The following is a 13,903-nucleotide window of genomic DNA, read 5'->3' on the forward strand; positions in this document are numbered from 1 at the left end:
GCGGGCCGCCGGCGTGTCGCGTATCGCGGGGAGGGCTGAAGGAAGCGGCCGCCGGCGGGCGGCCGCAGGGTGGTCAGTCGGCGTTCTCGCCGCACAGGTCGAGGGCGAACCAGCGTTGCGCTTCGTCGCGTCCGAGGCCGGCGCCGAGCAGGCCGAAGAGCTTGCCCAGGGCCGCCTCGCGGGTCATTCCGCCAGCCGAGAGCAGGCCGGCGTCGCGCAGGCGGCTGCCGGCGGCGTAGACGCCGAACTCGACCTGGCCGTAGGCGCACTGGCTGACCGCGGCGAGCAGCACGCCGCGGGCGTGGGCTTCGCGCAGCAGCGCCAGCAGCTCCTCGTCGTCGGACGGGCCGGTGCCGCTGCCATAGCATTCCAGCAGCAGCGCTTCCACGCCGCTGTCGAGCAGCCCGCGCAGGTGCGCGGCGCGCAGCCCTGGATAGAGCGGCAGCACGGCGAGGTTCACTTCCCGGCGCGGCTGGCGGTAGCCGAGCGCCGCAGGCACCGGCGCATGCTCGGCGTGGCGCGGTCGCGGCAGTTCGGCGAAGGCGTCGAACGCGTCGCTGCGCAGCTTGCTGACTCGCGCGCCGTGCAGCAGGGCATCGTTGAAATAGACCTGTACGCCGCGCGCGTGGCCCTCCTGGAGGACGCGCAGGGCGCCGACCAGGTTGTCCCAGGCATCGCTGCCCGGCGCGCCGGCCGGCAGCATGGAGCCGGTCAGCAGCACCGGGATCGGCAGGTCGAGGAGCAGGAAGGACAGCGCCGCGGCGCTGTAGGCCAGGGTGTCGGTGCCGTGCAGGAGCAGCACGCCGTCGTGGCCGGCGTCGAGCGCGGCGACGATGGCGTCGCGCATCGCCAGCCAGTTGCCCTGGGTCATGTTGGCGCTGTCCAGCGGCGGTTGCAGTTCGGCGAAGCGCCAGCGCAGGTCCGGGGCGTCGCCGAGGCTTTGCAGGTGGTCGCGCATGCGCGCTTCGAAGCCACCGGCCGGAGCCAGTCCCTGAGGGGTCTGCAGCATGCCGATGGTGCCGCCGGTGTAGAGCACGAAGAGGTTCTTGACTGGGAGCATCCGTAATCCTTGTGTCGGGCCTTTTCGCGCCGGACGTGCGAAGAGGGGACACCATTGTGGCGCAGGCGCCGCTCCGGGGGGAGGGCGCCTGCGCGAGACTCAGCGATTGCCGCTCGGCAGCGGCTCGGCGTCCGCCTGCGCCGGGGGCTCGGCGCGCTGGCCGGCGGGCCAGGCTTCGCGGTCCAGGTCGAGGTCGGCGAACTGCGCCGAGTCGAACACCGGTTGCTTGATCCCGGCGCGGCGCTGCACGTCATAGTCGCGCATCACCCGCAGGCCGACCTTGAACAGCAGGGCCAGGGCCATCAGGTTGACGAAGGCCAGGCAGGTCATGGTGATGTCGGCGAAGGCGAACACGGTGGACAGGTCCTGCACCGAGCCCCAGACCACCAGGGCCAGCACCAGCGCGCGGTAGCCGATCAGCACCAGGCGGTTGCGGCTGAGGAACTGTAGGCTGTTCTCGCCCAGGTAGAAGTTGTAGAGGATGCAGGTGAAGACGAACAGCGACAGGGCCACGCTGACGAACACCCGGCCCCAGTCGCCGACCACCGCGGCCAGGGAGTTCTGGGTGAGGACGATGCCGTCGCCTTCGAAGCCCGGGGTGTAGAAGCCCGAGAGCAGGATCAGCAGGGCGGTGCAGGTGCAGATCACGAAGGTGTCGAGGAACACGCTGAAGGCCTGGACCACGCCCTGTGCCGCCGGATGGCGCACGGCGGCGACCGCGGCGACGTTCGGCGCGCTGCCCAGGCCGGCCTCGTTGGCGAAGACGCCACGCTTGACGCCCATCACGATGGCGCTGCCGAGCAGGCCGCCGAACGCCGGGTCTAGGCCGAAGGCGCTCTTGACGATGGTTTCCAGCATTGCCGGGACGTGCTCGATCTGGCTGGCGATGACGTACAGGGTGACGCCGATGTAGGCCAGGGTCTTGATCGGCACCAGCAGGTCGGAGACCGCGGCGATGCGCTTGATGCCGCCGATGAAGACCACGCCGAGCAGCACCGCCAGGGCGATCCCGGTGTGCTGCGGGGCGAAGCCGAAGGCGTTCTGCAGCGAATGGGTGACGGTGTAGGACTGCAGGCCGTTGAAGGCGAAGCCGTAGGTCACCAGCAGGAGTACCGCGAAGACCACCGCCATCGAGCGCAGCTTCAGGCCGTGCTGGATGTAGTAGGACGGGCCGCCGCGATACAGGCCGTCGCCGTCGCTGCGCTTGTAGACCTGGGCCAGGGTGCATTCGAAGAAGCTGCTGGACATGCCGACCAGCGCGGTGACCCACATCCAGAACACCGCCCCCGGACCGCCGAGGGTCACGGCGATGCCGACCCCGGCGATGTTGCCGGCGCCGACCCGGCCGGCGAGGCTCAGCATCAGGGCCTGGAAGGAGCTGAGCTGGCCGGCCTGGCCGCGCAGCGATTCCCTGAATACGCCGAACATGTGGCCGAAGTGGCGGAACTGGACGAAACGCGAACGGATCGTGAAGTAGGCACCCAGGCCGACGATCAGGACGATGAGGACTTTTCCGGAAAGGAAATCGTTGAGCATTTCAAGCATGGAGGTCTACCTCGGTTCTTATTCTGGTACCGGCGTGCGCTGCGGCAGCGCCTTGGTGCGCGGCGCATGGTTGGCCATGACGCACCTGGTTACAATTTCGCGGGTTGCTCCTGCTTGATGCGACCTGATGCTAGAATCGCGTCCATAGCATCAGTTTTGGAGCCATCGATGTCCGAGCACCTGGGCGCCAATCTCAAGCTGCTTTGCAGCCATTACCGCTCGATTTCCGAGGTTTGCCGGCAATTGGCGATCAATCGCGCACAGTTCAACAAGTACCTCAGCGGCCAGAGCCAGCCGACGCCGTACAACCGCAAGCGGATCGGCGACTTCTTCGGCGTCGAGGACTACGAGCTGGGCTTGCCGCCCGAGCAGTTCGCCCGCCTGATCGGCGCCCGCACCAGCGCCCAGCCGCGCCAGCCCAGCAACGACCCGCTGTTGCGGCTGCTGCAACCGCTGCGCGCCGAGGCCGGCGACCTGGGCCGCTACTGCGGCTACTACTTCGAATATGCCAACTGCATGTCGGTGCCAGGCAGCATCCTGCTCTCCCTGGTGCATCTCTACGAGGAGGACGGCGTGTTCCTCTTCGAGCGCCAGGAACGCCAGGAGCGCACCAGCAGTACCGACGTGCAGGCGGAGGAGTGGGCGCGTTGCCGCTATCTCGGCGCGGCCTTCCAGTTGCAGGACCGGGTGTTCCTGATCGACTACGAGTCGCTGACTCTCAACGAGATGAGCCAGACCATCCTCATTCCCAGTTTCAAGAGCCGTATCACCCGCCTGAACGGCCTGAAGATGGGCGTTTCCAGCGGTGACCGGCGGACCCCGGCATGCAGCCGGGTGGTCTGGGAGTACCTCGGTGCGGAAATCAACCGGATCAACGCCTACCGCCAGGTGCGCCTGTACCGCCCGGACGATCCGCGGATCGACGAGGATATTCGCCAGCGCCTGGCGGCGGGGAGCTTGCGGCATGGGTTGCTGGAGACGGAGTGAGGGGCGGGGATCGCGCAGGGCGGTGAGACCTGCTGACGACCCGGTTCGCGGCCACGAAAAAAGCCCCCTTGCCCGACGGGCAAGGGGGTAATGTGCGCCGGTGGTTGGCCGGCTACCGAGGTTCGCGGGAATCAGATGTGCAGGGCGTGTCCCAGCGCGCGCAGGGCGGCTTCCTGGACCGCTTCGCCGAGGGTCGGATGGGCGTGGATGGTGCCGGCGATGTCTTCCAGGCGGGCGCCCATCTCCAGCGACTGGGCGAAGGCCGTGGACAGTTCCGAGACCGCCTTGCCCACCGCCTGCCAGCCGACGACCAGGTGGTTGTCGCGACGCGCCACCACGCGGACGAAGCCTTCGTTGGCCTCCAGGGTCATGGCGCGGCCGTTGGCGGCGAACGGGAAACTCGCCACCAGGCAGTCCAGGCCGGCATCCTTCGCCTGCTCCGGGGACAACCCGGCGACCACCACTTCCGGATCGGTGAAGCACACCGCGGGGATCGCCACCGGGGCGAACTGGCGACGCTTGCCGGCGATCAGCTCGGCGACCATCTCGCCCTGGGCCATGGCCCGGTGCGCGAGCATCGGCTCGCCGGCGAGATCGCCTATGGCCCAGACATTGCGCATCGAGGTGCGGCACTGGTCGTCGACCTTCACCGCCCGGCCGTTCATGTCCAGGCCCAGGCTTTCCAGGTTCCAGCCTTCGCTGCGCGGCTTGCGGCCGACCGCCACCAGTACCTGGTCGGCGGCGATCTCGCGCTCCTCGCCGGCGCCGTCGCGGACCCGCACGCCGTTCTCGCTCGGGCCCAGCAGGCTGTGCCCGAGGTACAGCTCGACGCCCAGCCTGCGCAAGGCCTGGGCCACCGGCTTGGTCAGTTCTTCGTCGTAGCCCGGCAGGATGCGTGGTTGCGCTTCCACCACCGCCACCTCGACGCCGAGCTTGCGGTAGGCGGTACCCAGCTCCAGGCCGATGTAGCCGCCGCCGACCACCACCAGGCGCTTGGGCAGGCTGCCGGGCGCCAGCGCCTCGGTGGAGGAGATCACCTTGCCGCCCAGCGGCAGGATCGGTAGCTCGACGCTCTGCGAGCCGGCGGCCAGCAGCAGGTGCTCGCACTCGATGCGCTGGCTGCCGCCGCCGGCGAGTTCGACCGCCACGCTTTTGCCGTCGAGGATCCTCGCCCAGCCCTGGACGACATCGACCCCGTGTTTCTTCAGCAGCGCGGCGACGCCGCTGGTGAGGCGGTCGACGATGGCGTCCTTCCATTCCACGGTGCGGGCGATGTCGATGCTCGGCGCCTGTACCTGGATGCCCAGCGCCGACCGGCCGGCATAGTGGCGGGCCTTGAGGTATTCCTCGGCGGCGTGGATCAGCGCCTTCGACGGGATGCAGCCGACGTTCAGGCAGGTGCCGCCGAGGGCGGCGCCCTCCACCAGTACGGTGGGAATGCCCAGTTGCCCGGCACGGATCGCCGCGACGTAGCCGCCGGGACCGCCGCCGACGATCAGCAGGGAAGTCTTCAGGATCTGGCTCATCGCTTACTCCAGGAACAGGGTGGCGGGATGTTCGAGCAGGCCGCGCACGGCCTGGATGAAGGCCGCCGCGTCCATCCCGTCGACGACCCGGTGGTCGAAGGAGGAGGAGAGGTTCATCATCTTGCGCACGACGATGTTGCCGCCGACCACCATCGGTCGCTCGACGATGCGGTTGACGCCGACGATGGCCACCTCCGGATGGTTGATCACCGGTGTGCTGACGATCCCGCCGAGCGCGCCGAGGCTGCTCAGGGTGATGGTCGAGCCGGACAGCTCCTGGCGTTGCGCCTTGCCGCTGCGTGCGGCTTCGGCCAGGCGCGCCACTTCGCTGGCGTTGCCCCAGAGGTCGCGCGATTCGGCGTGGCGCAGCACCGGCACCATCAGGCCGTTGTCGCTCTGGGTGGCGATGCCGACGTGCACCGCGCCGTAGCGGGTGACCACCTCGGCCTCGTCGTCGTAGCGCGCGTTCAACTGCGGGAAGTCGCGCAGCGCCACGACCATGGCGCGGACCAGGAACGGCAGCAGGGTCAGCTTGCCGCGCTGGCCACCCCATTTCTGGTTGAGATGGGCGCGCAGGGCTTCCAGATCGGTGACGTCGATTTCCTCGACATAGCTGAAATGCGGGATGCGTCGCTTGGCGTCCTGCATCTTCTGGGCGATCTTGCGACGCAGGCCGATCACCGGCACCGCCTGTTCGTCGTGTCGCTCGGCATACCCCTGCGCGGCGGCGCCGCTGCGCGCGACGCTGCCATCCTGGGTCAGGTAGGCATCGAGGTCCTCGTGGAGGACGCGTCCGGCGGGACCGCTGCCCTGCACGAACTGCAACTCGATGCCCAGGTCGCGGGCGCGCTGGCGCACCGCGGGGGAGGCCAGCGGGCGTTCGCCGGGCTGGCGCCGCTGCCGTGGCGCCTCGCTGTCGCGCAAGGCGCGCGGCGCTTCGGCGGCGGCTTTCGGCGCCGCGACCGGGGCTTCCTTCGGTTTCTCCGGGGTGGCGGCGACGGGCGCGGCCGGCGTCGCCGCGGCCGGACTCTCGGCGAGGTTGCCGGCACCTTCCACCTCCAGGCGGATCAGTTCGCCGCCCACCGCCATCACCTGGCCCGGCTGGCCGCCGAGGGCGAGGATGCGTCCGGCCACCGGCGAGGGAATCTCCACCGTGGCCTTGTCGGTCATCACCTCGGCGAGGACCTGGTCTTCATTGACCGAGTCGCCGACCTGGACATGCCACTCCACCAGTTCGACCTCGGCGATGCCTTCCCCGATGTCCGGCATCTTGATCACATGGGTACCCATTCAGACCTCCATCACACGCTTGAATGCCGCGCCGACGCGCGCGGGGCCGGGGAAATACGCCCACTCCTGGGCATGCGGGTAGGGGGTGTCCCAACCGGTGACGCGCTCGATCGGCGCCTCCAGGTGGTGGAAGCAGTGCTCCTGCACCAGCGACATCAGCTCGGCGCCGAACCCGCAGGTGCGGGTCGCCTCGTGGGCGATGACGCAGCGGCCGGTCTTCTTCACCGAGGCGACGATGGTTTCCAGGTCCAGCGGCCAGAGGCTGCGCAGGTCGATGATCTCGGCGTCCAGGCCGGTCTCGTCGGCCGCGGCCTGGGCCACGTAGACCATGGTGCCGTAGGTCAGCACGGTCAGCGCCGCGCCGGGGCGGACGATCGCCGCCTTGTCCAGCGGCACCTTGTAGTAGCCGTCCGGCACCTGGCTGGCCGGATGCTTGGACCAGGGCGTCACCGGGCGGTCGTGGTGGCCATCGAACGGGCCGTTGTAGAGGCGCTTGGGCTCGAGGAAGATCACCGGGTCGTCGTTCTCGATGCAGGCGATCAGCAGGCCCTTGGCGTCGTAGGGGTTGGACGGCATCACCGTGCGCAGGCCGCAGACCTGGGTGAACATCGCCTCCGGGCTCTGGCTGTGCGTTTGCCCGCCGTAGATGCCGCCGCCACAGGGCATGCGTACGGTCATCGGCACGATGAAGTCGCCGGCCGAGCGATAGCGCAGGCGCGCCGCCTCGGAGATCAACTGGTCGGAGGCCGGGTAGACGTAGTCGGCGAACTGGATCTCCACCACCGGGCGCAGGCCGTAGGCACCCATGCCGACCGCGGCGCCGATGATGCCGCTCTCGGAGATCGGCGCATCGAACACCCGCGAGGTGCCGTATTTCTTCTGCAGGCCTTCGGTGCAGCGGAACACGCCGCCGAAGTAGCCGACGTCCTGGCCGAATACCACCACGTCGTCGTCGCGCTCGAGCATGATGTCCATCGCCGAGCGCAGCGCCTGGATCATGGTCATGCTGGTGACCGTCTGGGCGTTCTCGTGTTGCGGGTTCATGGCATTCATACCCCGAGCTCCTGGCGTTGCCGGCGCAGGTGCTCCGGCAGTTCTGCATAGACGTCCTCGAACATGCTGGCGGCGCTCGGCACCCGGCCGTCGATCAGGGTGCCATGGCTCTCCGCCTGTTTCTGCGCGGCCAGTACTTCGGCTTCGAGGGCCTTGTGGGTGGCTTCGTGCTGTTCCTCCGACCAGATGCCGAGGCCGATCATGTGCCGCTTCAGGCGGGCGATCGGGTCGCCCAGCGGGAAGTTGGTCCAGTCGTCGGCGGGGCGGTACTTGGACGGGTCGTCCGAAGTCGAGTGCGGGCCGGCGCGGTAGGTGACCCATTCGATCAGGCTCGGCCCGAGGTTGCGCCGGGCGCGCTCGGCGGCCCACTCGGAGGCGGCGTAGACCGCCAGGAAGTCATTGCCGTCGACCCGCAGCGAGGCGATCCCGCAGCCCACGCCACGGTTGGCGAAGGTGGTGCCTTCGCCGCCGGCGATGGCCTGGAAGGTGGAGATCGCCCACTGGTTGTTGACCACGTTGAGGATTACCGGCGCGCGGTAGACATGGGCGAAGGTGAGGGCGGTGTGGAAGTCCGACTCGGCGGTAGCGCCGTCGCCGATCCAGGCCGAGGCGATGCGCGTGTCGCCCTTGATCGCCGAGGCCATGCCCCAGCCGACCGCCTGGATGAACTGGGTGGCGAGGTTGCCGGAGATGGAGAAGAAACCGGCCTCCTTGCTCGAGTACATGATCGGTAGCTGGCGGCCCTTGAGCGGGTCGGCCTCGTTGGAGAGAAGCTGGCAGATCATGTCCACCAGCGGGTATTCGCGGGTGATCAGGATGCCTTGCTGGCGATAGGTCGGGAAGCACATGTCGCCGTCGCGCAGGGCCAGGGTGTGGGCGGTGGCGATGGCTTCCTCGCCGAGGCATTGCATATAGAAGGAAAGCTTTTTCTGCCGTTGCGCGGTGAGCATGCGCGCGTCGAACAGGCGGGTCTTGAGCATCGCCCGCATGCCGCGCAGCAGTTGTTCGTTGCTGAGCTGCGGATTCCAGGGACCGACGGCGTGGCCGTCGTCGTCGAGCACACGTACCAGGCTGTAGGCCAGGTCGCTGGTCTCGGCGGGCTCGACATCCACCGGCGGCTTGCGTACCTCGCCGGCGGGGGACAGGTGCAGATAGGAAAAGTCGGTCTTGCAGCCAGGACGCCCGGTGGGCTCCGGGACATGCAGACGCAACGGCTCGTAATCACTCATGACAGGCCTCCGGCCCGGTCCGGGCCAAACGGTTGGAGAGATCAGAAACGGGCGAACGGCGCTCGAAGCGGCGGACTGGGCGGATGGCGGGTTCCCGTCCTGTGGGTGGGGGCGGGTTGCAGGCATGCCGGGGTACGGCAGGCGCGGTCGTACTGGGTGACGTCACTCATGGTGAGGCCCTCGGGTTTTGTTTTTGTAATTTCAGTATAGGCTTCGGGTGCTAGTTTTTTGCTCCAAATTGACTAAGGTATTCCGGCAGTATTGGGTTGTTTGAACTACAAGAATTGCTAACAAGAGAAACAACGCACCATGGCTGAACTCGACCGCATCGACCTGAAAATCCTCCGTGCCCTGGCCGACGACGGCCGCCTGAGCTGGCGCGATCTCGCCCAGAAGGTCGGCCTGTCGCTGACGCCGACGCTGCGCCGGGTACGCCGCCTGGAAGAGGAACACTACATCCAGGGCTACTTCGCCCGGCTCGACGAGGAGCGCCTGTCCGGGGCGATGAGCGTGTTCGTCTCGGTGTCCCTGGAAAAGCAGACCGGCGACTACCTCGCTCGCTTCGAGGAACGCATCGTCGATGCGCCGCAGGTCATGAGCTGTTTCCAGATGACCGGCGATGCGGACTACATGCTGCGGGTTGTGGTCAAGGATCTCGCCGCCTACCAGGCGTTCCTCACCAATACCCTGACCTGCATTCCCGGCGTGGCTGGCATCAAGTCGGCCTTCGCGCTGAAGTCGGTGATGCTGCGCTCGGCCCCGCCGCTCTAAGCATAGACCCTGTTTATCTGCGTAACGTTACGCTATTCTGATTGCGTAACGTTACGCAGATGGAGGCGTTCATGAAAGCCAGCAAACCCGGCCCCAAGCCGAGCGGCAAGGCCAAGTCGGCCGCCCAGCGGATGCGCGAGTACCGCGCGCGCAAGGCCGAGGAGGCCCTCGGCGCCGAGCATTTCGACAAGGAGCGCGAGCGGCAGATCCGCCGTGAGGCGCGCGCCGAACTCGAACGCGTGAAGCTGGAGCAGCAGCGCCGCGAACACACCCTGCGCAAGGAACTGGAAGCCTGCCAGACCGAGATTGGCCGCCTGCTCGGCCTGCTGCGCCGGCACGGCATCGATCCGCACCCGGGCAACTGATCAGCCGGGCGTGTCGAGGAAGGCCAGCAGGGTCGCTTCCTCGGCACTCAGCCAGCGGCGCTTGCGGGCGCGCCTGAGCTGGCCCAGTTGCCCGGCCTGGTAGGCCTCGATGATCGCCGGGTGGATGTAGCATTGCCGGCAGATCGCCACGCTGTTGCCCAATTCGGCGGCGACCTCCGCCACCACCGCGCCAAGCCCGTCGGCTTCGGCACGCCGCAGGCGCTCCAGCGCCAGCGCGCTGCCGGCCCAGGTACGGTAGTCCTTGGCGCTGAAATCCTCGCCGGTATGCCGGCGCAGGTACTCATTGATGTCGTGGGAGCCGATGCGGTGCGGCTGGCCGTCCTCGTCCAGGTACTGCAACAGGTCCTGGCCGGGCAATTCCAGGCAGCGCCGCAGCACCCGCGCCAGGCGCGGATGCTCCAGGCTGACGTCGTGCTCGATGCCGCTCTTGCCCTTGAAGCGGAACCGGATGCGACTGCCGTTCACGTCCACGTGCCGGGTACGCAGGGTGGTCAGGCCGTAGGAGCGGTTGTCGCGGGCGTAGCGGTGGTTGCCGACGCGGATCAGGGTGGCGTCGAGCAGCGCAACCGCCAGGGCCACCACCTTGTCGCGACCGAGGCCGGGCAGGCGCAACTGGGCGTCGATGTGCCGGCGCAGCCCCGGCAGCGCCTGGCCGAAGCGCAGCAGGCGCTCGTACTTGTCGGCATCGCGTACCTCGCGCCAGCGCGGGTGGTAACGGTACTGCTTGCGCCCACGGGCGTCGCGGCCGGTGGCCTGGAGATGGCCGTTGGGGTCGGGACAGATCCAGACCTCGCGATAGGCCGGCGGAATGGCCAGCTTGTCCAGCCGGCGGATCTCCTCGGCGTCGCCGATGCGCTGGCCGTTGGCGTCGAAATAGACGAAGCGCTTGCCCTGCCGGCGTCGACGGATGCCCGGCTGGCGGTCGTCGACGTAGCAGAGGCCGGCGGGCAGGGCGGGGATATCCGGTGGCGCTGCGCTCATGCTTGGGTTCCGAAGGAAAGCTTGCCTGTTTAGGCCGCTGCGCCCGCTGGAACGTTCAACCGCGCTGCGCTTGCTCCTGCTCGTAGCCGAGGGCGCCGGCGATATGGCGGCCGGCGATGTAGCCGAAGGTCAGCGCCGGCCCCAGGTTGATGCCGCCGGAGGGATAGTGGCCGGCGAACAGACTCGCCATGTCCGCGCCCGCCGCGTACAGGCCGGGGATCGGCTGGCCGCCGCCGTCCAGCACGCGGGCCTGGGCGTCGGTCTTCAGCCCGGCGAAGGTGCCGAAGCAGCCGGGCTCGACCTGCACCGCGTAGTACGGTCCGCGTTCGATGGGGGCGACGCAGGGATTCGGCCCCGGATACGCCGGGTCGCCCTGCTTGCGGTTGAATGCCGTGCCGCCGCGGCCGAACTCTGGGTCGCGGCCCTCGCGGGCGTGGCGGTTGTATTCGGCGACGGTGGCGGCCAGGCCGGACGGGTCGATGCCGCAGCTCCTTGCCAACTGATCCAGGCTGGTCCCGCGCTTGAGATAGCCGCTGCGCAGGTGCGCGGCGATCGGCAGCGGCGCCGGACGCACGTAGCCGAGGCCGTAGCGACGCAGGAAGCGCCGGTCGCAGACCAGCCAGGAGCGTGCCGGCTGCCCGGGCGGGGTGGCCTCGAGCAGGGCGGCGACATAGTCGTGGTAACCGTGCGCCTCATTGACGAAGCGCCTGCCGTTGGCCAGCACGCCGATCAGCCCGGGCTTGCCGCGCTCGATGATGTGCGGGAAGTGCCCGGTCTCGCCATCGCCGTGGGGAACTCGCGAGACCGGCGCCCAGGCGATCGGCGAGCGCAGGTCGTCGGCCACCCGGCCGCCGGCGCTTTCCCCCAGGCGCAAGCCGTCGCCGTTGCAGCCCGGCGGCGGCAGCGGCAGCAGGGTGTCCAGGGTGGGGGCCAGCTCGGCGCGGCGCTGCGGATCATGGGGAAAGCCGCCGCAGGCCAGGACCACGGCGCCTGCCTCGATGCGCAGGAGTCCCTCGGCGCTCTCGACCAGCGCGCCGACCACCTTGCCGTCACGCAGCAGCAGTTCGCGGGCTGGCGCCGATTCGATCAGGCGCACACCCAGGGCTTCGGCGGACTTGGCCAGGCGCGCTACCAGGGCCACGCCATTGACCAGGTGCATGGCGCGACCGTAGCGCAGCAGGTGCCAGAGGTGGCTGGAAAAGCGCCGGGCGACATGCAGGAAGGCCGGCAGCGAGCGGGTCAGGTCGAGGAAGGCGGCGAGGTCGGCGCCGGCCATGATCGGCATGCCCATGAACGAGGTCTCCCGCAGGGTCTTGCGCAGGCGCGGCAGCAGCGGGCCCAGTTGCCGTGCGTCATAGGGCGCGGCGACCAACTGGTGGCCGCCCTCGGCGGCGCCCGGCGTGTCGCCATGCATGTCCGGGATGCCGTTGCCGTCGACGAACCGCAGGTGGGTGTGGCGCTCGAAGAAGGCCACCATGTGCGGGCAGGCTTCGAGGAAGGCGTCGATCCGCGCGGCGTCGTAACGCTCGCCCAGTTCGTGGCGCAGGTAGGTACGCGGTTGCTCGATGTCCTCCTCGATACCGGCGCGACGCGCCAGCGGGTTGCGCGGCAACCAGGCCCAGCCGCCGGACCAGGCGCTGGCGCCGCCGAACACCGGGTCCTTCTCCACCAGGACTACCCGGCGCCCGTGCCAGGCCGCGGTCACCGCCGCCGCCAGCCCGGCGGCGCCGGAGCCGACGACCAGCACGTCACAGGTTAGCGGGGTGGTCTCGACGGCCGCAGAGGTCATGGCTTCTCCCTTTTTAAAGATTTCGGAACGATGTTCCATATTCTAGGGAGGCAATGCCCGCGTACCAACCCGCTCAGCGAAAGGAGCGGGCGATCATCGGCCAGGTCGAAGCGAGGTCGGCCGCCCGTCAGGGAAAAGGGAGACGGGAGGGGAAAGGCCCGGCGCAGGCGCGCCGGGCCGAGGGCGTCAGCGCGCTTCGCCGCCGCCCTGGACCGCGGCGGCCTTCTTGCGCACCGGGAAGGGGAAGTAGAGGGCGCGCAGCAGCGCGACGCGCTTGATCACTTCGCCGATCAGCAGCGAGACGATCACCGAGATCACCAGGGCGACGCTGGCAGCGGCCGGTTCCGACAGACCCAGGTGGACCAGCAGGTTGAAGGTCTTGTGCTGGATCTCGCCGTGGAAGATCAGCAGGATCAGGGTCGACTGGCCGATGTAGGTCATCGCCTTGCCCAGCCAGTCGATCTTCATCATCAGCCCGGACAGCGCCCAGCACAGGTAGACGCCGCTCACCGCCTGGACGGTGGCCCAGAACCAGTGGTCGTAGCGGCGCTGCGCCATGTCCACCACCGTCGGGTAGTAGAGGAAGCTGGCGGTGGTCACGGCAAGGGCGATGCACAGGGTCAGCAACGAACTCTGGTGGCGACGCAGGACGTCGCGCAGGACATAGCCGAACATGAAGTGGGCGCTGCTGATCAGGGTGATGTCCAGGCTGAACGGCAGGCCTGGCAGCAGGTACTGTTCGCCGCCGAACTCCACCGGGATCTGCCAGAACGTCTTGAGGAACAGGATGCCCAGGCCCAGTTGCACGGCCAGCAGCACGCAACTGGCGGCGAGGGACAGGCCGAGACGCTGGATGACGCGCAGCATGAACCAGGCGAACAGGGTCGCTACCCAGAAGTGCGGCAGGTACCAGAGCGCCTGCCAGGGCAGGGTGTCGACCGAGGCGTACAGCACTCCGCCGATGTCCGGCAGCAGCGGTTGGCCGCGCAGCAGGTCGCGGAGGATGACGTAGCCGAGCATGGTCACGAAGAACGGCTTGAGGAGGGCGTCGGCCTTGCGCAGGGCCATCTCGCCGAAGGGTTGCTCGGTCCTGAAGAACACCCCGGAAATGAAGAAGAACAGTGGCAGGATGAACGGAGAGAGCAACGGATAGAGCACGGTCGGCGAACTGGCGACGAACCAGCTGTGCCCGAAGACGATGATCAGGATGCCCACGCCGCGGGTCACATCCATCTGAATCCAGCGTTTTTTCACTTTGCAACTCCCGCTTGACGCGCTAACTCACA

At 68.4% G+C, this 13,903-nt stretch carries 12 protein-coding genes; 3 read left to right on the top strand and 9 right to left on the bottom strand.

Annotation, left to right across the window (positions count from 1 at the left end; genetic code table 11):
- Positions 1 to 73: 73 nt before the first annotated feature.
- Positions 74 to 1,060, bottom strand: a complete 987-nt coding sequence (locus AC1RB9_RS14115) for an asparaginase (RefSeq protein ID WP_003113732.1) — start codon at positions 1,058 to 1,060, stop codon at positions 74 to 76.
- A gap of 99 nt (positions 1,061 to 1,159) precedes the next feature.
- Positions 1,160 to 2,605: an alanine/glycine:cation symporter family protein gene (locus AC1RB9_RS14120; RefSeq protein ID WP_003113731.1), complete on the bottom strand. Its 1,446-nt coding sequence runs from the start codon at positions 2,603 to 2,605 to the stop codon at positions 1,160 to 1,162.
- 168 nt (positions 2,606 to 2,773) lie between these two features.
- Here AC1RB9_RS14120 and AC1RB9_RS14125 point away from each other — a divergent pair, with 168 nt between their 5' ends.
- Positions 2,774 to 3,592: a transcriptional regulator gene (locus tag AC1RB9_RS14125; RefSeq protein WP_003117809.1), complete on the top strand. Its 819-nt coding sequence runs from the start codon at positions 2,774 to 2,776 to the stop codon at positions 3,590 to 3,592.
- A 131-nt stretch (positions 3,593 to 3,723) separates the two neighbouring features.
- Here the strand turns inward: AC1RB9_RS14125 and lpdA are convergent, their stop codons facing one another.
- The 4 genes from lpdA to AC1RB9_RS14145 are packed head-to-tail and all read right to left on the bottom strand — an operon-like array spanning position 3,724 to position 8,690.
- Positions 3,724 to 5,118 (bottom strand): dihydrolipoyl dehydrogenase, encoded by a 1,395-nt coding sequence (gene lpdA, locus AC1RB9_RS14130; protein WP_003144146.1) that lies wholly within the window; start codon positions 5,116 to 5,118, stop codon positions 3,724 to 3,726.
- 3 nt (positions 5,119 to 5,121) lie between these two features.
- A complete protein-coding gene (locus AC1RB9_RS14135; protein WP_003124668.1) occupies positions 5,122 to 6,408 on the bottom strand; it encodes a dihydrolipoamide acetyltransferase family protein in 1,287 nt (428 codons plus the stop codon).
- A complete protein-coding gene (locus AC1RB9_RS14140; protein ID WP_003089248.1) occupies positions 6,409 to 7,461 on the bottom strand; it encodes an alpha-ketoacid dehydrogenase subunit beta in 1,053 nt (350 codons plus the stop codon).
- Positions 7,458 to 8,690, bottom strand: coding sequence for a 3-methyl-2-oxobutanoate dehydrogenase (2-methylpropanoyl-transferring) subunit alpha (locus AC1RB9_RS14145; RefSeq protein WP_003111886.1), 1,233 nt, complete (start codon positions 8,688 to 8,690; stop codon positions 7,458 to 7,460). The genes AC1RB9_RS14140 and AC1RB9_RS14145 overlap by 4 nt, the downstream gene beginning before the upstream one ends.
- 309 nt (positions 8,691 to 8,999) lie before the next feature.
- On the opposite strand from AC1RB9_RS14145, the gene AC1RB9_RS14150 reads away from it, so the two are divergent.
- Together AC1RB9_RS14150 and AC1RB9_RS14155 are read left to right on the top strand one after the other, a co-directional pair.
- Positions 9,000 to 9,461: an Lrp/AsnC family transcriptional regulator gene (locus AC1RB9_RS14150; protein ID WP_003089245.1), complete on the top strand. Its 462-nt coding sequence runs from the start codon at positions 9,000 to 9,002 to the stop codon at positions 9,459 to 9,461.
- Positions 9,462 to 9,532: 71 nt separating this feature from the next.
- A complete protein-coding gene (locus tag AC1RB9_RS14155) occupies positions 9,533 to 9,826 on the top strand; it encodes a hypothetical protein (RefSeq protein WP_003450819.1) in 294 nt (97 codons plus the stop codon).
- On the opposite strand, the gene AC1RB9_RS14160 is transcribed toward AC1RB9_RS14155, so the two are convergent.
- The 3 genes from AC1RB9_RS14160 to AC1RB9_RS14170 form a co-directional block, all read right to left on the bottom strand.
- Positions 9,827 to 10,828: a DNA topoisomerase IB gene (locus AC1RB9_RS14160; protein ID WP_003450810.1), complete on the bottom strand. Its 1,002-nt coding sequence runs from the start codon at positions 10,826 to 10,828 to the stop codon at positions 9,827 to 9,829. It lies immediately after the preceding gene.
- A gap of 55 nt (positions 10,829 to 10,883) precedes the next feature.
- Positions 10,884 to 12,617 (bottom strand): FAD-dependent oxidoreductase, encoded by a 1,734-nt coding sequence (locus AC1RB9_RS14165; protein ID WP_003113725.1) that lies wholly within the window; start codon positions 12,615 to 12,617, stop codon positions 10,884 to 10,886.
- 186 nt (positions 12,618 to 12,803) lie between these two features.
- Positions 12,804 to 13,871, bottom strand: coding sequence for an acyltransferase family protein (locus AC1RB9_RS14170; RefSeq protein WP_003089238.1), 1,068 nt, complete (start codon positions 13,869 to 13,871; stop codon positions 12,804 to 12,806).
- Positions 13,872 to 13,903 lie beyond the last annotated feature (32 nt).

The sequence above is a fragment of the Pseudomonas sp. 20-5 genome, assembly GCF_056782835.1.

Excerpts from the sequence above, each read along its gene's own strand:
- AC1RB9_RS14115 (WP_003113732.1), bottom strand. The coding sequence starts at position 1,060 with ATGCTCCCAGTCAAGAACCTCTTCGTGCTCTACACCGGCGGCACCATC.
- AC1RB9_RS14120 (WP_003113731.1), bottom strand. The coding sequence starts at position 2,605 with ATGCTTGAAATGCTCAACGATTTCCTTTCCGGAAAAGTCCTCATCGTC.
- AC1RB9_RS14125 (WP_003117809.1), top strand. The coding sequence starts at position 2,774 with ATGTCCGAGCACCTGGGCGCCAATCTCAAGCTGCTTTGCAGCCATTAC.
- lpdA (WP_003144146.1), bottom strand. The coding sequence starts at position 5,118 with ATGAGCCAGATCCTGAAGACTTCCCTGCTGATCGTCGGCGGCGGTCCC.
- AC1RB9_RS14135 (WP_003124668.1), bottom strand. The coding sequence starts at position 6,408 with ATGGGTACCCATGTGATCAAGATGCCGGACATCGGGGAAGGCATCGCC.
- AC1RB9_RS14140 (WP_003089248.1), bottom strand. The coding sequence starts at position 7,461 with ATGAATGCCATGAACCCGCAACACGAGAACGCCCAGACGGTCACCAGC.
- AC1RB9_RS14145 (WP_003111886.1), bottom strand. The coding sequence starts at position 8,690 with ATGAGTGATTACGAGCCGTTGCGTCTGCATGTCCCGGAGCCCACCGGG.
- AC1RB9_RS14150 (WP_003089245.1), top strand. The coding sequence starts at position 9,000 with ATGGCTGAACTCGACCGCATCGACCTGAAAATCCTCCGTGCCCTGGCC.
- AC1RB9_RS14155 (WP_003450819.1), top strand. The coding sequence starts at position 9,533 with ATGAAAGCCAGCAAACCCGGCCCCAAGCCGAGCGGCAAGGCCAAGTCG.
- AC1RB9_RS14160 (WP_003450810.1), bottom strand. The coding sequence starts at position 10,828 with ATGAGCGCAGCGCCACCGGATATCCCCGCCCTGCCCGCCGGCCTCTGC.
- AC1RB9_RS14165 (WP_003113725.1), bottom strand. The coding sequence starts at position 12,617 with ATGACCTCTGCGGCCGTCGAGACCACCCCGCTAACCTGTGACGTGCTG.